We start from the raw sequence: 18,669 nt of genomic DNA, 5'->3' as shown, positions 1-18,669 counted from the left end.
AACTGGAACCGCCGTATACGGAACCGTACGTACGGTGGTGTGAGAGGGACGGAGGTTAGTCACCTCCCCCTATCTCTATTATCATTTACACTGAATAAACAAAGTAAATTTTTCCCGTATTTGCAACTTTTTATAGTGCTGATTCGGATGACAGAACAGGAGTCGTAAGAGAAGATGTTGTTCAATACTATTAGGGACGTGCTACTGATGGGATTGGACTATTATTACGGAAGGAATCACTAGGAGTTTTATTAAATGGAGGAGTCTTGGTCGTTGTATTTTTGTTATTGTTAGCCAAGGGAATTGCTGGTGATTAACTTTCTATATATTTACCAATTCCAAGTAAGCTTACGGCAGATTGATCAATTTGATGTTATAATGTAAGTATTTACAATATTTGGAGGTGGATTAGGTGAATCCAACCATGCTTTTTATTTTAACGTTCGTGTCAATGGGTATATGGGTCATGGTTTCCCGAGAATCTATACGTGAGTCAAAAGATAAAGAAAAAAATACAGGTAAAATGATAGCACTGCTTGCAGCAGGTAGTTTCACTACTATAGTTTTATTAGTCTCGCTCTACCAAAAATTGTAGTAGTGGGGAAGGTATACAATCAAGCAATATTTCTTCTCGTTTGTTATGACCCAACATTCGTCAGCATCACTTTTTCTCATTCATATGCCAACGAAACAAAACAAAAAATAAGTCATAAAAATAATATGTATCAAAAAGGTAATAAACGCACTTTCAAAGTTTAAGTGTAACCAATAAAGGTCCTAAAATATATACATACCAGATAAGAGAAGCATTTGCATATGGTTTAATTGAGGAAGAGGTAATATATGACCAAACATTAAAAGTAATAGCCAATAACACATTTTGGGGTTTAATAAATACGCTGACATTGGTTAATTCCCTGCCATTTTTTCTGAAATTGTCGAATTCGCCTCCATTTCAGGGGTTGGGATGGTATAATTTTTTCGCAGGTATTTTACAAGAAAAATGGACAAGGTGGTGCACGCCAATTGAAATGGAAAGCTCTTGGAATTGCTGCAGCTGCTTCCTTTATGCTCGCAGCGTGCGGTGGTGCTGATTCTGACCAGGCATCACAGGAAAACAGCCCAAAAGATGTCAAACAGCTTGTGCATGATTACAGTGTCGGCAAGAAAACAGCCGATTCCGCCTCTATCACTTCAGAGCAATTGATTGTGGAAGACGGCAAAGATAGAAAGGTATACAGCCTTCCAAAGGATGAATTTTTTGTTTCCATCGCTCCATACGTCCACGAAACCCATCCATGAACGAATCATAGCTTGACAGGTTGTCAAGGAGAACTGGTGGATAAAGAATTTGACGTGTTGATTAAAGACAAAGATGGCGACGTTGTTGTAGATAAGAAGCTTGAATCAGAGGAAAATGGCTTCATTGATGTGTGGCTGCCTCGCGACGAGGAATTTACCGTGAACATCCAGCAGGACGGAAAAGCGTTCGAAGGAGAGCTTTCAACGTTTAAAGGTGATAATACATGCATTACAACAATGCAGTTGAAATAGTAGCTTCCCAGTGGCTCGCCACTGGGGGGCTTTTTTCCTTTAGCAGGGAGGTGGTGGGGCAAATTTAAGTAGGAAAATGCGGATGTAAGCAAGAAAATTACTAGTTTTAATAGAAAACGATGATTTTGAAGATAAATAAGAAACTTCTTAGCTAAAAAGTTAGTAATAAGTGGAGAATCTCGTCTCTGTAACCGGTTCCACAGTGGAGAAATATATGCCTCCAAACAGGGTATCTACGGTAATCATCGATTTATCTACGGTAAATGGCAATTTATCTACGGTAAACACTAAAATATCTACAGTAGTCTCCTTGCATTTTCCAATCTATCTTTAATCTGTAAACGCAATCTTCATGCCACATCTGTTTAGGCTATGTGATCGATAATGCAACCGACTCCAAACCCTGAAAAACTGTCATTTTGATTGGATTTATTGTGAAATAGTGAATTCAGAAAACTTATGTATGCAATTTATATAGGGAATTTTACCTTGGTTAAGTGCACTAGGAATGAAGATATCTGCGTGAACGGTCCATTGTTGTTCAATATTAATTCTTTTAATCGAGTTGAGTGAAAAACACTTTAACTCGCATCAACCGCTAACCCATGCTTTAAAAACTAACTGCCCTTTGTGATACTCCTTCACAAAGGGCAGTCAAATTTAGAAGAGATCTGCTTCTCGTGCTGCTTCAATACTCTTCCGTGCAAATTCTACTGGATCTCCAACGTTTTCCCAGTGCATATACATCAGGCGAGGCTTATCAAATAGCCAGTGGTTATGGACGGCAGTCACTGCAAGGCCTCTTCTTCTTAAGGCTGATAAAAATGGATTGATTTCAGCTTGCAGGATGACTGTTTCTCCAAGGTTAAGCCTGTTGTTTTCAACAGAAAGAGCAAATGGGAGGGCTAATGGTGATTGAGTTGTGCGTCCCTTAATCGTAGCATCAATATTTCGGAGACGCTGTACGACACAGGCTGGTTTTGTGGCTATAACCATTCCTCCAATGATGTCGGCAAGCTCCTGGCACAGTGCTGCGTTAACTCTTCCCCTATTAGAATGACCATCATGACTTGAACGCAATGGAAGATAATCGGAAGACTCATGCATGCTTTCTGATTCTACCTCATGCATGGCTCTTCTTTGATTCGATCCCCACAGCATATTTTCCCAGAATTCTCTTTTTTCCAATTCCATCTCTCCTTATAATGAACTTCTCTATATACTATTGTCAGGCACCTAACATGCTTGGTTATTTGACCTAGGACAATCACCTGTTTTTGAAAAAAAATAAAAAACCGACCATACCAGGCCGGTTATAAAAAGTTTGCTTATGTCACTTAATGAAACCGCCAACTACCATGATGGTCTGTCTGAAAACTGTGCTTGTAAGGCCGCGGATTGCTTCTTTTGCTGATGCATAGGAAGCCGGGTTGACTTGGCCAATTATACCTGTGCCTGAAGCAAAATGGATGAAAAGCCCTTTGTTTTGCTTCGATTGAGAATTAGATGTTTGCATTAAATATACGGTAGGATAAAATCCTGTATAAAAGGATAAGTAGAAATCATCGATATAGGTCTGGGTGATTGGAACTTGTCTGGAAACGTGAGCGTTGTTGAAAAGGAAATCGAGTTTGCCAATTACCTGGTGCAAAGTATTTGTATATCGTCCGGCTGGAAAAAGTAATGGCGGCACTTGGGGAGATTTAATAAGGGAGAACCAGTATGAATATTAGATTGCTAACTAAAAAGGAAACACCGCCGTGGGAGTTGTTATTATTAGCTGACCCTTCGCGAAAGATGGTTGAGGGATATTTAGAAGAGGGAGAATGCTACATTGCAGAAAGTAATCTTCAAGTGATTGGAGTCTATGTATTAGTTCCAAAAGAACATGAAACAGTGGAGCTTGTGAACATTGCAGTAGCAGAAAAGCATCACGGTAAAGGCATAGGTAAAATATTGGTGTTTCATGCCATCCAAACAGCGAAAGATAGAGGATATAAAAGGATTGAGGTTGGCACTGGAAACTCAAGCATAGGACAACTTGCGCTTTATCAAAAATGTGGATTCCGGATAACAGGAATTGCTAAAGACTTTTTCGTTAAAAATTACCAAGAAGAAATCTTTGAAAATGGCATAAAGTGCAGGGATATGATTCGTCTTTCTCAAGGTTTGTAAAATCAAATGAACTTAGAGTTCAACTGTTTACGTTAGTTAAATAAGCCAACGGATGCGTTTCGTTAAAGAAGAAAGGGCATAACATTTGATGGTATACCTGAAAAACGAGAGAAAATTACTATTTTATAAGATTAGGAGTGAAAAACAGAGCAATAGAGCTTAAAAGTTAGAATGGAGGGAGAATAAGGTGGTGTGGGACCGATTACACACTCAGATTGCCCCTCCTAAAACAGGTTATCAACGGTAAACGGCAATTTATCTACGGTAAATGCCGATTTATCTACGGTAAACCACGATTTATCAACGGTAATCAGCACTTTATCTACAGTAGCTAGGCGGTAGGAACCATTTAAGGTTCTATTTGGAAATCGCGCCGTACCGCATAACCTTAATCACCCGCAAACCCCTTAAAAATTGTCATTTTAATTGGTTTTTACGGTGAAACAGAAGTATTTTCGATGATAGAAGGCGATTTTTTGAGCAGTCTGGTTTCGGGAACCGATTACACACTCAAGTTGCACCCTCCCCAAAATAGGATATCTACGGTAAACCACGATTTATCAACGGTAATGAGCAATTTATCTACAGTAGCTAGGCGGTAGGAACCATTTAAGGTTCGATTTGGGAATCGCGCCGTACCGCATAACCTTAATCACCCGCAACCCCATTAAAAATTGTCATTTTAATTGGTTTTTACGGTGAAACAGAAGTATTTTCGATGATAGAAGGCGATTTTTTGAGCAGTCTGGTTTCGGGAACCGGTTACACACTCAGGTTGCACCCTCCCCAAAATAGGATATCTACGGTAAACGGCAATTTATCTACGGTAAACGGCAATTTATCTACGGTAAACCACGATTTATCAACGGTAATCAGCAATTTATCTACAGTAGCTAGGCGGTAGGAACTATTTAAGGTTCGATTTGGAAATCTAACAAGTAGCCAGGCGTCGCCTGCTATATAAGGGTGAATATGTAAAGCGAAGCAATCCACCCATCCTATCTGTCTGCTAATAAATAATCTGTTAAAATAAAGAAAAAACTATAAAGGAGCAGGAGATGGATATTCTTTTACTGGCAAAGGATGAACTGGAAGAACAGGGAGTCCGTTGGGTGCTGGAATCTCATTTGACTGGAATCACTATTCTCCCTTGCAGGAGAATGGAGGAGTTTGAGCAGGGGCTTACTGCGCACCAGCCGGCGCTTGCAATCTTGAATATGGACGGCTGGAACAGCGAAGGAGACAGTGTGCTCGATTTGCTCAAGCGTACGCGCATCCCATGGCTTGGACTGTCATCGGAAAGGATATTCCAGACTGCATACCGGGCACTTCGGTATAAGGCGGAGGATGTGTTATTTAGGCCATTTTCTTCCGTTGAACTCGTGAAATCCATTCAGCAAATTCGCTATCAGCTTCGCAATCGCCAGCAGGATAGCAAAGGTTTCTCTATCGAAGCAAACGCTCTTGAGATAGATTATACCGAGCTGTTCATCAATGAAAATAAAGCAAAGAAGCCTGTAACGATGACGGCTTTTCTAACGCCAAATCCGGAGACGCTTTCTTTAATATACGAGGCTTTACATCGTTTTTCATTTACATTAAAAACGAAAGTATTCGTGCTGACCAACTTCATCCTCTGCGTGCAGGAGAGCGATGATTCGATTGATTTCCAGGAGGAATACCGCTCTTTTATGTCGCTATGGAAAGAGCGGAGCGATGACCCATTGGCTATTGTCACTTATCGGGCAAATCCTCACGCTTCGATAAAAGACAGCTATCAGCAGGTAAAGAAAATGACGAAGCAAATTTTTTTCTCCGGCTATGATACTTTTCTTGTCGGTTGTGATCAGGAGGAAACGGTGGAAACGGATCCGCTGCTAACGCCTGCGGAACAGCAAGAGTGGATAGGAATGCTTGCGAATCGGGATGAGAAGGCAATCCGTGACTGGATCGAGCGCGAGTTTTTGATGTGCAGCCCGCCATATCCGGATCCGGAAATCATCCGAATCCGTTTGACAAGTGTTCTCGCCCAAGTGAGAAGGTATATGAAATCGCATCAATTAGAGGAGGCCTCCCTCGAATCAGATTATTATCATGTATTCAAGGAGATTATCCAGAAGCCTGTCATTTATCAAATTTTGAACAGCTTGCTGCCATTCCTTTCGCGTTTATTTTTCCATGCGGAGCAGCATCAATCGACAAGCATAACGGAAAAAGTTCAGGAACTCATTCGTACTCATTACAGCAATCCGCAATGGACGCTCGCGGATTGCGCAGAGGCACTTGGGATGAATAAAAGCACGCTCAGCAGACGGTTCACCGCGGAATCGGACACATCTTTCCGGGAGATGCTGCACGAGGTTCGGATTCGGGAAGCGAAGAGGCTTTTGGCGGAAACCGATTTGCCTTTAGAGGAGATTTCACGCTTGACTGGCTATACGCATCAGTCTTATTTCAACGCTAAATTTAAAAAACTTGTCCATCAAACACCTTTTTCTTACAGACAAAGCAATAAAATGTACAATTTTTATAAAAAATGAAACAGATTATAAAAATAACAATCATTCACCAATAAGTTATCTGAATAATATTAAAATAAAGAACTTTTTATAATAAGAAGCGCTTTCATGAAGATGTAGAATAAAAACAAATAGAACATTCTTAGGAGGCCACGATATGAAAACTACAGCTGAACAGAAAGTCATTCGCTATAGAGGTACGGAACTACATACAAAAGGTTGGCAGCAGGAAGCGGTCCTTCGCATGCTGATGAACAATCTTGATCCTGATGTTGCCGAGCGTCCGGAAGACTTGGTTGTATACGGCGGAATTGGAAAAGCGGCACGGAATTGGGAGTGTTTTGATGCAATTGTGGAAAGCATCAAAAACTTGGAAGACAACGAGACGCTGCTCGTGCAGTCTGGGAAGCCAGTAGTGATTTTCAAGACTCATACTGATGCACCGCGCGTTCTTATTGCAAATTCGAACCTTGTGCCTGCGTTTGCAAATTGGGAGAAATTCCATGAGCTCGACCAAAAAGGCTTGATGATGTACGGACAGATGACAGCGGGAAGCTGGATTTATATCGGATCGCAAGGAATCGTCCAAGGCACATATGAAACGTTTGCGGAGCTGGCCAAGCAGCATTATGGCGGCACATTGAGAGGAACGATTACCGTAACAGCAGGCCTTGGCGGTATGGGTGGGGCTCAGCCGCTCGCCGTTACGATGAATGGCGGTGTCTGCATCGGAATCGAAGTGGATGAAACAAGAATTGACCGAAGAATTGAAACGAGATATACAGATGTCAAAACAGACTCTCTTGAAAAAGCGATTGAGATGGCACAAGAAGCGAAGAGGGAAGGAAAGGCTCTGTCAATCGGTTTGCTCGGAAACGCAGCTGAAATTCTACCTGAAATGATCGCAAAAGGCTTTATCCCGGATGTATTAACAGACCAAACTTCTGCCCATGATCCGTTGAACGGCTATATTCCGATTGGTTTCTCACTCGAGGAAGCAGCAGCGCTCAGACAGTCCAGCCCTGAAGACTATGTGAAAAAATCCAAAGCTGCAATGGCAACGCATGTAAAAGCCATGCTTGAAATGATGGAAAAGGGTGCTGTTACATTTGATTACGGCAACAATATCCGCCAGGTAGCGAAAGATGAGGGAGTGGAAGACGCATTCAGCTTCCCGGGATTTGTCCCTGCGTATATCCGCCCGCAGTTTTGCGAAGGCAAAGGCCCGTTTCGCTGGGCAGCGCTGTCAGGGGATCCTGAGGATATTTATAAAACAGATGAAGCGATACTGCGCGAATTCAGCGATAATGAGCACCTTTGCAACTGGATCCGTATGGCTCGGGAAAAAATTCAGTTCCAAGGCTTGCCAAGCCGAATTTGCTGGCTAGGATACGGGGAGCGTGCCCGCTTCGGAAAAATCTTAAATGATATGGTGGCAAGCGGGGAGCTGAAAGCGCCAATCGTCATCGGCCGCGATCATCTTGATTCCGGTTCCGTTGCATCACCAAACCGCGAAACAGAAGCGATGATGGATGGATCTGACGCTGTTTCTGACTGGCCGATCCTCAATGCGCTTGTGAATGCTGTCGGCGGAGCAACATGGGTTTCCCTTCACCATGGAGGCGGCGTTGGAATGGGTTATTCCCAGCACTCCGGTGTCGTTATTGTCGCGGACGGAACGAAAGAAGCAGAGGCTCGAATTGAGCGTGTGCTGACAACAGATCCTGGCATGGGTGTTGTACGCCATGCTGATGCAGGCTACGAGCTTGCGAAAAAGACAGCGAGAGAGAAAGGCATCCGCATCCCAATGCTCGATAAAGGGGCGAGCTGCTAATGAATAAACCTATTCTAATTAGACATGCGGCACAGCTTGCAACAATGGCTTATGAGGGAAAAGGACCACGTTCCAAAGAAGCTGCATCGCAATTAGGATTAATTGAAGATGGCAGCCTTTGGATCGAGGATGGAAAAATTGCAGCAGTCGGGACAACTGCGGATATTGCGAAGAAATTTGCTGACAGGCTAGAGGAGGCGGAAGTGATTGATGCTTCCGGCCGCCTTGTCACCCCGGGACTTGTTGACCCGCATACGCATGTTGTATATGGCGGCAGCAGAGCACGTGAATTTGAAATGAGGCTTGAAGGCGCTACCTATATGGAAATCATGAATGCAGGCGGCGGTATCCATGCCACTGCCAGAATGACAAGAGAAGCAACAGAAGAAGAACTAATGGAACAAACTTCTGCTCGCCTTGACTCGTTCTTGAAGCATGGTGTTACAACCGTTGAAGGAAAAAGCGGCTACGGGATGGACTTGGAGACGGAATTGAAGCAGCTTCGGGTCATGAAAAAACTGCAGGAAGCACATCCTGTCGATCTTGTTCCTACTTTCATGGGCGCCCATGCTGTCCCGCTAGAGTACAAAGGCCGGGAAGACGCATTTGTTGATTATCTTATCGAGGAAATGCTTCCGCTTGTGGTACAGGAAGAGCTTGCCGAATTCAATGATGTATTTTGTGAGAAGGGTGTTTTTACCCCTGAACAGTCAAAGCGCATACTGGAAGCAGGAAAAAAGCTTGGTCTGACGCCGAAAATCCACGCAGATGAAATAGAATCATACGGAGGAGCAGAGCTCGCAGCACAGGTAGGAGCAATTTCTGCCGAGCACTTGCTAAAAGCATCCGATGAAGGAATTAAGGCGATGGCAGATTCGGGAACGATTGCATGCCTCCTGCCTGCAACCGCGCTCTATCTGAGGGAATCTGCAGCGAGAGGAAGGCAAATGATTGATGCGGGAGTACCTGTTGCGATTTCAACAGACTGCAATCCAGGTTCCTCCCCGACAACATCGATGCCGCTTGTCATGAATCTCGCGTGCATCGCGATGAGGCTGACACCTGCCGAAGCATTAACGGCGGCAACCTACAACGCAGCCTGTGCAATCAATCGGGAACACCTTGTCGGCTCCCTTGAGGAAGGAAAGCAGGCAGATATCGTTCTTTGGAACGTGAAGGATTATCGAGAGCTTCAATACTTATTTGGAGTCAACCATGTTAATTCAGTATGGAAAAAAGGCGTTAAGGTACGATAAAGGAGGGCGGCTGCATAGCCGCCCCTCTCCACTTTTTGAAAAAATGCAGAAAGGATGATGTTAATGGAAACAAAGCAAGTGTTTGAAAGCGGCATTGAAGTAAGAAAACAGCCTTCCATGTGGAAGTTCTTCCTTTACAGTTTCTTTGGCGGCTTTATCTTTTTTGTACCGATCACGATTGGAGAAAAGAAATCCATTCCGCTTGATCATCTTGTCTCGCTTATCCAAAATGCTGCTGGCCCGGCAATTCCCTATTATGCTCTGATGATAATTGCCGCTGGTGCACTGTATCCTTTTCTTTCAGGATCATGGAAGAAATCAAGTGTTGATATAATTTTCTCAATATTCAAATTAATAGGTTTGGCAGTCGGAGTGATGATAGTTTTTAACTTTGGCCCCGCATGGCTGTTCCGTCCGGATATGGGACCTTTTCTATTCGACAAACTCGTGACACCTGTAGGGCTGCTTGTTCCCGTGGGTGCGGTTTTTCTTTCGCTCCTTGTTGGATATGGCTTGTTGGAGTTTATAGGAGTGTTGACTCGTCCGATCATGCGCCCCATTTGGAAAACTCCGGGCCGCTCCGCCATTGATGCAGTCGCATCTTTTGTTGGGAGTTATTCAGTGGGCCTCTTGATTACGAACCGAATTTACAAAGAGGGAAAATATAATGCAAAGGAAGCAAGTATAATTGCGACTGGGTTCTCTACTGTTTCCGCGACCTTTATGGTCATCGTCGCTAAAACTCTCGGCTTAATGGAAATGTGGAATACTTATTTCTGGCTCACTTTCTTTGTAACATTTCTTGTCACTGCGATCACAGTAAGGATTTGGCCGTTGTCTAAAATAAAAGAAGAATATTATGAAGGCTCCACTCCACAGCCGGAAGTAGGCATTAAGGGGAACCTCTTCGCAGCAGCTTGGAATGAAGCAAAAGAAACGGTGAAGTCGAGCCCGAAGCTAAAGGATAATATTTGGCTCAATTTAAAAGATGGTCTTCACATGGCGATGGCGATCTTGCCATCGATTTTATCCATTGGGTTGCTGGGACTTGTCCTCGCGGAATATACTCCGGTATTCGATTGGATTGGCTATATCTTCTATCCATTTACTAAAGCGCTGCAGCTCCCTGAGCCTATGCTTGTTGCGAAAGCCAGCGCGCTTAGCATTGCTGAAATGTTTCTTCCTGCGCTTATGGTGACAGAGGCTGTACTGGAAGTAAAAATTGTTATTGCAGTTGTGTCAGTATCTGGCATCATTTTTTTCTCCGCACTTGTTCCATGCATCGTATCAACGGAAATTCCATTATCCATCCCTACACTTATTATCATTTGGATAGAACGTGTGATTCTCACACTGGTCATCGTTACTCCTATTGTCTTTTTAATTATATGATAAATTTGCACAAACGAAGGGAGAAGGAAACCAATAGGGTTTTCTCTCCTTTTTTTCATTCCGCTCCCTGGGGATGTCAATTTCCTGTTGCCTGATATGTTGGAATATAAATGAAAGTCCGCACACATATTTTTTTCTTTTAATCAATATGAATGTAAAGAAGCAGCAGCCCGGGAGGGGAATAAATGAAAAATCAACCGCAATTGCCTGGCCATGTTAGTGAGGATCAATTCAATGCAATGTTAGTTTCACCGGAGTCGTTTGCAGCAAAGCCTGAGTCTCTTACTGAACAAGTTTTTGTAGAGCGGTCCCTGACTGAAAATCGATTTTGGCTCAGAATCATGAAAGAACATGCAATGTTTTTAGGGGAGGGATTCAATCGAAATGATAAACATCTTATCCAACAGACAGACAGATTTCATTATTATTTTGAACAGCAGGAGATAAAGGCTTATCAGGTTCCAAACAATGTATCCTTAGTAAGGAAATTAAATGAGGAAAGTATCGAATTGGTTCACGGGTTCAGGAATTTCAAAAGGAACCTCCTGATTCTGATCATCAATTGCAAAGTGACAGGATTCAATTTCCCGTTGCTGGTAGATCATATTGCACGTGAAGCGGAATATTTTATGAGGACGTTAACAAAGTTCAATCAAGGAATCCTTGATCCTATTCAAGATGCAATCATCAATGAAAATGTTTTCTGGCTGAAGATCATGATGGAGCATTCAAGGTTTATCGCATCCTTGCTAGATCAATCGGAAAGGAATCTTGTCAATACAGCGCGAAAATTCGGTGATGATTTTGAAGTACTTCTCAATCAGGCAAGAGATGTGGAATCAATGTTATATCATAAACAACCAACGTACCCGATTATTGGAAAAATGAATAAAGACAGTGAAAGTGCCACAACGGAACTGCGCGCGTTCAAAAAGGCAGGCCTTGATCTCATACGTTCTTGTCAAATTCGGAATGTAATCAATCCGTTGCTGGCAGATCATGTCGTTCGAGAGGCAGACCATTTCTTGTATATGATTCATGTTCTAGAGGATAGATTAAACAAAAAGAAAGTGGAAGAAATGGGCACTGAGGGGAGCAATTTGAAGTCACTTTAGGGGGGACCTCTATGGCTAAAATAAGCAAGGACGATTTTGTAAAAGGCTTCGTTCCGCATCATAATCATGGGTCTGTAGATTACACATCAGTCGAAGGTGGGCATGTCCACCAATGCCTTGATGTCACCTCGCCGCCTATACGGACACAAGACCAAGGGCATATCCATTATACGGAAGGGTATGTTGTCTTTGAAAATGGCCATAACCACCATTATAAGGCATATTCAGGACCTGCGATACCAGTAGGGAATGGAATGCATGTTCATTACTATGACTTTTATACAAGCGAAAATGATGGACACAGGCACCATGTGAAAGGTGTCGATCAGCCTGCCCCTGGCGACAAATAAGGAAGAACCAATTTTAGGCAGTACTTTATTAAAATAGGTTAGTTTGTTGAACCACCTAAGAATTCGCTATTATTCTAATCATTTGAACGCAAAATGACGTATGCCCATTGGATGCGTCATTTTGCATTTAGAAAATCATTTATCATTGCATACATGCTTATTTGGCAGGACAATTTGTTCACTTGTCCGAGCTCATGTTATAATGAAGCACTTGCGATTCAATGGAACGGATGCTATTAAGAGCCTCCGCCTAGTGATAAAAATGGGGGTGCAAGAGTTTGAATAAACGATGGACAATCGAGAAGATTAAAGACTTTGTTGAGAAGAATTCTGAAAGCAAGCTGCTGTCAACGGAGTATCATGGCTTTTCGCAAAAGCTCCAATTCCAATGTGCTTGTGGGAGCAAATTTGAAAAAACCTTTACAAAATTTAAAAATAATCACCAGCGTAAATGTGAAGCGTGCCAACCACCCAAAGCATCACGTTAAAGGAAAAGCAAAAAAAGCCGCCAATTTCTATTAATAGAAATTGACGCTTTTTTAATTGGAGAATGATTTTCCCTTACCATGGAAGGCTTACATCTATTTTCTTTGCGAGCTCTTTGCTGTGCTGTCTTCTCTTCTTCCTGTTTTCTGCTCTCTCTGCCGCGCTTTCGTGAAGCATTATTTCCTCCTGTGTATGAGGAACTACCTTGGGAATGGAGATAGGATTTCCTTCTTTCGAAAGAGCGACGAACGTTAAGAATGAAGTTGCTGCAAGGGCTCTTTCCCCCGTCGTGAGATCCTCTGAGATAACTTTAACGAATACTTCCATCGACGAAGTACCGACCCATGAAACAAAAGATTCCAGGCAAACTGAATGATCCTTTTGTATCGGAATTAGAAAATCGACAGAATCGGTCGATGCTGTAACAACCTCGCATCTTGCATGGCGGGATGCCGAAATCGACGCAACATCATCGATCATGCTCATGAGCTTTCCCCCGAATAGCGTACCGTGGTTATTTGTATCAAGGGGTAAAACCCTGCTTGTTTTGATTACTTTTGATGCTGAACACATTTTGGTTTCTCTTTCCATTTTGTTTCCTCTTTTCTATTTATTTGCTTCTTTCTATTATAGTTATTTTTTTCTCATGTCGCCATTCAAGTGATTAAGACTGAAAAAATGTTTGTTCAATAGCATTAAATGAAGCGATAACGGCTCCCATCTTATTCATGCACTCCGCACGATGCGGACCAACTGCAGCAAAAAACATGAAGTTTACACTGTTCACTGTTTTGTTGGAATTTCAACTGGCATTTCTCTTGTTGGTTAAATTCCCTAGGCCTAAAATGGAAAGGATGGCAATCAATTAATATTGGTAAATTTTTTCGCGGGAGTGCGATAGAAGTGAAGCAACAAGCTTATCTGCCTGAAATGTTTGGATTACGGAAAGTTTACAGCACCACCTGTGGAACAGTGTAGAGGAGTCTTCGTATGAGATCAAAATATTTTGCCAGCCTTGCTGCTATTTTAATGTTTTTTACCATGGCGCTTTCGGGCTGCGGCAGTGATAAACCTGGATCAGCCAGTAAGGCGGAGCGCAAGAAGGATGAACTGGTTCTTTCGATTGAAGGGGAACCGGATGCGGGCTTTGACCCGGCCACAGGCTGGGGCCGTTATGGCTCACCGCTGTTCCAAAGTACATTGCTAAAAAGAGATAATAATTTAAATATCATTAATGACATCGCAACAGATTACAGTGTGAGCGATGACGGGAAGATTTGGACTGTCATCATTCGTGATGATGTCCTTTTTTCCGATGGGAAGCCTCTCACAGCAGAGGATGTCCAATTTACATTTGAAACGGCTAAGAAAAAAGGTTCAGTGGTCGACCTTCAAATCCTCGATGAAATCGAAACAAAGGACAATAGGAAAGTGGTGTTCACTCTCAAGAAACCTCAATCTACTTTTATCCATTCCTTGATCGTCACAGGTATCGTACCGAAGCACGCATATGGAAAAGACTACAGCAAGAAGCCAATCGGATCGGGACCGTATGAGCTTGTTCAGTATGATAACGGGCAGCAGCTCATTGTGAAAGCGAATCCTGAGTATTATGGGAAGAAGCCTTTTTTTAAAAAGCTGACATTTTTATTTTTAAGCGAGGATGCAACCTTTGCTGCAGCGAAGGCTGGGGAAATCGATGTCGCTGCTATTCCCGCTTCCTTCAGCAAACAGTCAGTGCCAGACATGAAGCTTAAAGTAGTAAAATCAGTCGATAACCGCGGTATTATGTTTCCATGCATCCCGGCAGGAAGCAAAACGCCTTCCGGCCTGCCTGCGGGAAATGATGTTACAGCAGATCCAGCTATCCGCCATGCAATCAATAGAGGCGTTAACCGGCAAGCCCTCATTGACGGCGTCCTTGAAGGACACGGAACAAAGGCATATACTTCGGCAGATAACCTGCCATGGTGGAATCCGGAGACTGTTACTAAAGACGGAGATGCTTCCGGGGCAAAAGCTATGTTAAAGAATGCAGGCTGGAAAGACCGCGACGGCGATGGCATTCTCGAAAAAGGCTCGCAAAAAGCACAGTTTTCCCTTTACTATCCTGCTGATGATGGCATCAGGCAATCTCTTGCCATTGCAGTCAGTGACAGCATCAAGCCGCTCGGCATTGCAATGGAGATCGAGGGAGCAAGCTGGAATAAGATTGAAAAGAAAATGTACTCGAACGCTGTTTTGCTAGGCTGGGGCAGCCATGATCCTCATGAAATGTACAATCTATACAGCAGCAAATATGCAGGGATTGATTACAACAATACGGGCTATTACATAAATGAAACGGTGGATGCTTATCTTGAAAAGGCACTTCTTTCGACAGATGTCAATCAGTCGATGGAATATTGGAAAAAAGCCCAATGGGATGGAAAGACAGGTTTGAGCGGCAGAGGCGATGCACCATGGGCCTGGCTTGTGAACATTGATCATCTTTATCTTGTAAAAGAAGGATTGGACATTGGGAAACAAAGAATTCAGCCGCATACTCATGGCTGGCCGCTGACTTACAATATTGAAGAGTGGAAATGGGCTGAGTAAGTTGGGAAGAAGCAAAATGCTGGTAATCTATCTGATGAAAAAAACGATCAGGATGGCAACGCTTCTTTTAGCCATTAGTTTCCTATCTTTTTTGCTTGTGAAGAATTCGCCCCTTGACCCGGTGCAGGCATACATCGGGGCCGATATGGCCAACGTCAGCCATGAGCAGCGAGAGCAGATTGCGAAGTATTGGGGATTGGATGAACCAGTTATGCTACAGTATACCCGTTGGGCAGGTTCCTTGCTTTCCGGTGATATGGGTACATCGATGATATACCGCGAACCAGTTGCAATTTTCATCGCGGAACGATTCCAAAATTCGATTATTCTGATGCTAACGGCGTGGTTTTTATCGGGTATGATCGGATTTGTACTAGGCTCTCTTGCAGCGATGAACAAAGGTGCGTTCACAGACCATGTGATCAAGTGGTACTGCTATACACTTGCGTCTACCCCGACATTTTGGATGGGCCTATTGGTTCTAATGGTTTTCTCGGTCTGGCTCGGCTGGTTTCCTGTTGGGCTCGGCGTTCCAGCAGGAAAACTAGCAGAGGAAATTACGCTTGGCGAACAGCTTCAGCATTTGGCGCTTCCCGCGTTGACGCTCAGTATTGTTGGAGTCGGTAATATTGCCCTGCACACTCGCCAGAAGCTGATCGATGTCCTTAAGAGTGAATATATCACCTTCGCAAGAGCCAGGGGCGAAAGCGGTTTTGAGTTGTTTTGGAAGCATGGGCTGCGTAACATCCTGGCTCCAGCCCTGATGCTGCAGTTCGCTTCCTTTAGCGAACTGTTCGGCGGAGCGGTGCTTGCCGAACAAGTTTTTTCGTATCCGGGGCTTGGACAGGCGACCGTTGAGGCCGGCCTAAAAGGGGATGTTCCACTATTGTTGGGACTTGTGCTTTTTAGCACGGTGTTCGTTTTTATTGGTAATCTTATCGGTGATATCCTCCATCACTTAGTTGATCCGCGTATGAGGGAGGAATGGCGAACATGAACGTTTTGAAAAATAAAAGGCTGCGGGCATTGGGGATGACTATTTTTTCTATACTCTTTCTTGGTGGTGTCGTCATTTTAGGACTAACCCTGGATAAGGGAAATATTGTGACACACCTGGAAATTCGTAATGCTCCGCCTACCCTCGAGCATCTCTTCGGTACGGACTGGCTTGGCAGGGATATGTTTACAAGGACGATGATGGGACTTACGCTAAGCATGGGGGTTGGCCTTTTGGGGGCGTTCTGCAGCACGATGATTGCGGCTGTTCTTGGGATGGTTGCTGCGACAATGGGAAAAGTTGCGGATGCTGTTGTTTCCTGGAGTACCGACCTTTTTCTCAGCGTGCCCCATCTCGTCATGCTTCTTCTGATTTCTTTTTCATTGGGAGGCGGAGCAAAGGGCATAATAGCAGGCACTGCCTTAACGCATTGGCCAAGCTTAGCTCGTATCATTCGCGCGGAAATCATGGCGATACGTTCGGCGGATTATGTTCAAGTATCGAGGAGATTGGGCAAGCCTGGCTGGTGGATTGCAATGAATCATATTTTCCCGCATATCCTTCCGCAGCTGGCTGTTGGTTTTTTGCTTATGTTTCCGCATGCAATCCTTCATGAAGCTTCCGTTACGTTCTTAGGATTAGGATTGTCGCCGCATCAGCCGGCGATTGGCATCATCCTTTCAGAGTCGATGAAATATCTTTCGTCTGGCTTGTGGTGGCTTGCCTTTTTCCCAGGGCTATGCCTCCTCTTTGCTGTTCGGGCGTTCGCTGCGATCGGCGGGAATCTGCGGCAATTTATCCGTCCATCAAGCGCACATGATGCTAGGTAAGGGGATAATTTATGGCCATTCTTGAAGTGGAAAATTTATCTGTTTCATTCAATCAATATAAAATGTTTCGCTCTGTCAAAAGCAAGGTGATTTCAAGTTTAAGTATTGCGGTGGACGAGGGAGAAATTGTGGCAGTGGTCGGTGCAAGCGGGTCGGGAAAAAGCTTGCTCGCCCAAGCTATTCTCGGCATTTTGCCTCCTAATGCAACCATTGACGGCATCATGTTATTTCGCGGTGAAACTTTGACTCTCGCAAGGCAAAAAGCATTGCGCGGCAGAGAAATTGCAATCATTCCGCAATCCGTCAATTCGCTGGATCCGCTGATGCGAGCAGGTTCTCACGTCCGGACTTCTGTAACCGCCGGGAATGCATCCGACCTTCAGAAAGAAGTGTTCAAGCGTTATCACCTTGAAGAAAAAGTGGAAAAACTATATCCGTTCCAGCTTTCCGGAGGGATGGCGAGACGGGTGCTTCTTGCTTCAGCGATGGTGAGCGGGGCAAAAGTGATAATTGCGGATGAGCCGACACCAGGACTGGATGAACAGTATGTTGCAGAGGCTCTGCAACATTTGCGGGAGTTTGCGGATAACGGCTGTGGTGTTCTGCTCATTACACACGATATTGGAGCAGCCTTAAAGATTGCTGATAAGATCGCTGTATTTTACGCGGGGACGACGGTAGAAATTGCCTCTATCGAGAATTTCCGGGGCGATGGAGAAGATCTGCGGCATCCGTTCAGCAAAGCGTTATGGCGAGCGCTTCCCGAAAATGGTTTTGAGCCGATTCCAGGGTCGCAGCCTCAGCCGGATAAATTGCCTTCCGGCTGCCTTTTTGCGGCGCGCTGTAAAAAAGCAGCGGCAGCATGCAGCGCAGCCTTTCCGGAAATGAGGGAATTACGGAATGGGAGAGTGAGGTGCATCCATGCAACTTGAGGCGAAGAAATTATCCTATCGATACGGATGCTATCCATGGCTGTTTCGAGAGGTCGATTTTACACTTTCTCCAGGTGAAGTGGTAGGCCTTCTTGGCCCAAGCGGCTCGGGAAAAACGACATTGTGCCGAATTCTGGCTGGGTATGTAAAACCTGCTGAGGGTAGGGTGCTGCTTGGCGGAAAACCGATTACAAGAAAAGGATACCAACCTGTTCAGCTAGTGTTCCAGCATCCTGAAAAAGCACTCAACCCACGGTGGAGAATGCGCAAGGTGCTCAAGGAGGCAGAGGTGGAGGATAGCATCCTTGAAGCTCTTGGCATCCAGAGTGAGTGGCTTTCACACTTCCCTGGCGAATTATCAGGCGGTGAGCTGCAGCGCTTTTGTGTTGCAAGAGCGCTAGGGAAAGGAACAAGGTTTTTAATTGCAGATGAAATGACAACGATGCTTGATGCCATCACTCAAGCGCAAATTTGGAATGCTGTCTTAAATGCTCAGAAACAGAGAGAGATGGGCATCGTTGTTGTCAGCCATGAGGAAAAGCTTGTTGCTAGATTGTGTGACAGAGTCATGCGGTTGTCGAGATAATGTGCAGGCAGCTTTGGACATGGAAAAGCTTAACGCAAGCGATAG

The 18,669-nt window shown here is 44.1% G+C and carries 18 protein-coding genes; 15 read left to right on the top strand and 3 right to left on the bottom strand.

The annotated features are described in order from the left end of the window. Positions 1 to 412 precede the first annotated feature (412 nt). Both BQ5796_RS14115 and BQ5796_RS18605 read left to right on the top strand, forming a co-directional pair. Entirely contained in the window at positions 413 to 595 is a 183-nt protein-coding gene (locus BQ5796_RS14115; RefSeq protein WP_071460800.1) for a hypothetical protein, read from the top strand. A gap of 473 nt (positions 596 to 1,068) precedes the next feature. Further along, entirely contained in the window at positions 1,069 to 1,554 is a 486-nt protein-coding gene (locus tag BQ5796_RS18605) for a CueP family metal-binding protein (protein WP_200792920.1), read from the top strand. Positions 1,555 to 2,214: 660 nt separating this feature from the next. Here BQ5796_RS18605 and BQ5796_RS14100 read toward each other — a convergent pair. After that, positions 2,215 to 2,742, bottom strand: a complete 528-nt coding sequence (locus BQ5796_RS14100) for a DUF1259 domain-containing protein (RefSeq protein ID WP_346190297.1) — start codon at positions 2,740 to 2,742, stop codon at positions 2,215 to 2,217. A gap of 145 nt (positions 2,743 to 2,887) precedes the next feature. Next, positions 2,888 to 3,205: an SDR family NAD(P)-dependent oxidoreductase gene (locus tag BQ5796_RS14095; protein ID WP_071460798.1), complete on the bottom strand. Its 318-nt coding sequence runs from the start codon at positions 3,203 to 3,205 to the stop codon at positions 2,888 to 2,890. Between the two features lie 71 nt (positions 3,206 to 3,276). On the opposite strand from BQ5796_RS14095, the gene BQ5796_RS14090 reads away from it, so the two are divergent. The 8 genes from BQ5796_RS14090 (at position 3,277) to BQ5796_RS14055 (ending at position 12,683) form a co-directional block, all read left to right on the top strand. Next, complete coding sequence (locus BQ5796_RS14090; protein WP_071460797.1) at positions 3,277 to 3,729, top strand: GNAT family N-acetyltransferase; 453 nt, start codon at positions 3,277 to 3,279, stop codon at positions 3,727 to 3,729. Between the two features lie 1,058 nt (positions 3,730 to 4,787). Beyond that, entirely contained in the window at positions 4,788 to 6,269 is a 1,482-nt protein-coding gene (locus BQ5796_RS14085) for a helix-turn-helix domain-containing protein (RefSeq protein ID WP_071460796.1), read from the top strand. A gap of 136 nt (positions 6,270 to 6,405) precedes the next feature. Continuing rightward, complete coding sequence (hutU, locus tag BQ5796_RS14080; RefSeq protein WP_071460795.1) at positions 6,406 to 8,082, top strand: urocanate hydratase; 1,677 nt, start codon at positions 6,406 to 6,408, stop codon at positions 8,080 to 8,082. Further along, a complete protein-coding gene (gene hutI / locus BQ5796_RS14075; protein ID WP_071460794.1) occupies positions 8,082 to 9,338 on the top strand; it encodes an imidazolonepropionase in 1,257 nt (418 codons plus the stop codon). Before hutU ends, hutI begins: the two co-directional genes overlap by 1 nt. Positions 9,339 to 9,401: 63 nt before the next feature. Continuing rightward, positions 9,402 to 10,730, top strand: a complete 1,329-nt coding sequence (locus tag BQ5796_RS14070) for a YjiH family protein (RefSeq protein WP_071460793.1) — start codon at positions 9,402 to 9,404, stop codon at positions 10,728 to 10,730. A gap of 185 nt (positions 10,731 to 10,915) precedes the next feature. Then, positions 10,916 to 11,845 carry a DUF2935 domain-containing protein gene (locus tag BQ5796_RS14065; RefSeq protein ID WP_071460792.1) on the top strand — a complete coding sequence of 310 codons (930 nt, stop codon included), beginning with the start codon at positions 10,916 to 10,918 and terminating at the stop codon, positions 11,843 to 11,845. Positions 11,846 to 11,856: 11 nt separating this feature from the next. Continuing rightward, positions 11,857 to 12,195, top strand: a complete 339-nt coding sequence (locus tag BQ5796_RS14060) for a YmaF family protein (RefSeq protein WP_071460791.1) — start codon at positions 11,857 to 11,859, stop codon at positions 12,193 to 12,195. Between the two features lie 278 nt (positions 12,196 to 12,473). Then, positions 12,474 to 12,683 (top strand): hypothetical protein, encoded by a 210-nt coding sequence (locus BQ5796_RS14055; RefSeq protein ID WP_071460790.1) that lies wholly within the window; start codon positions 12,474 to 12,476, stop codon positions 12,681 to 12,683. 73 nt (positions 12,684 to 12,756) lie between these two features. Here the strand turns inward: BQ5796_RS14055 and BQ5796_RS14050 are convergent, their stop codons facing one another. Then, positions 12,757 to 13,272: an acyl-CoA thioesterase gene (locus tag BQ5796_RS14050; RefSeq protein ID WP_071460789.1), complete on the bottom strand. Its 516-nt coding sequence runs from the start codon at positions 13,270 to 13,272 to the stop codon at positions 12,757 to 12,759. Positions 13,273 to 13,671: 399 nt separating this feature from the next. Here BQ5796_RS14050 and BQ5796_RS14045 point away from each other — a divergent pair, with 399 nt between their 5' ends. From BQ5796_RS14045 to BQ5796_RS14025, 5 genes are read left to right on the top strand one after another with little or no spacing between them, the layout of a single operon-like run. After that, positions 13,672 to 15,279, top strand: a complete 1,608-nt coding sequence (locus BQ5796_RS14045; RefSeq protein ID WP_071460788.1) for an ABC transporter substrate-binding protein — start codon at positions 13,672 to 13,674, stop codon at positions 15,277 to 15,279. A gap of 16 nt (positions 15,280 to 15,295) precedes the next feature. Further along, entirely contained in the window at positions 15,296 to 16,276 is a 981-nt protein-coding gene (locus tag BQ5796_RS14040; protein ID WP_071460787.1) for an ABC transporter permease, read from the top strand. Beyond that, the gene (locus BQ5796_RS14035; RefSeq protein ID WP_234969349.1) at positions 16,273 to 17,106 is read left to right on the top strand and encodes an ABC transporter permease; all 834 of its coding nucleotides are present in this window, start codon (positions 16,273 to 16,275) and stop codon (positions 17,104 to 17,106) included. The genes BQ5796_RS14040 and BQ5796_RS14035 overlap by 4 nt, the downstream gene beginning before the upstream one ends. Positions 17,107 to 17,117: 11 nt before the next feature. Beyond that, complete coding sequence (locus tag BQ5796_RS14030) at positions 17,118 to 18,038, top strand: oligopeptide/dipeptide ABC transporter ATP-binding protein (protein ID WP_071460785.1); 921 nt, start codon at positions 17,118 to 17,120, stop codon at positions 18,036 to 18,038. Continuing rightward, positions 18,028 to 18,624, top strand: coding sequence for an ABC transporter ATP-binding protein (locus BQ5796_RS14025; RefSeq protein ID WP_071460784.1), 597 nt, complete (start codon positions 18,028 to 18,030; stop codon positions 18,622 to 18,624). The genes BQ5796_RS14030 and BQ5796_RS14025 overlap by 11 nt, the downstream gene beginning before the upstream one ends. The last annotated feature ends 45 nt before the right edge of the window (positions 18,625 to 18,669 follow it).

Origin of the sequence: Bacillus massilinigeriensis, assembly GCF_900111815.1 — a bacterium.
GTDB classification, from domain to species: Bacteria; Bacillota; Bacilli; order Bacillales; family Cytobacillaceae; genus Mesobacillus_C; species Mesobacillus_C mediterraneensis.
Note: the sequence above shows the minus strand (reverse complement) of the source record. Positions and strands in the feature narration are given on the sequence as shown.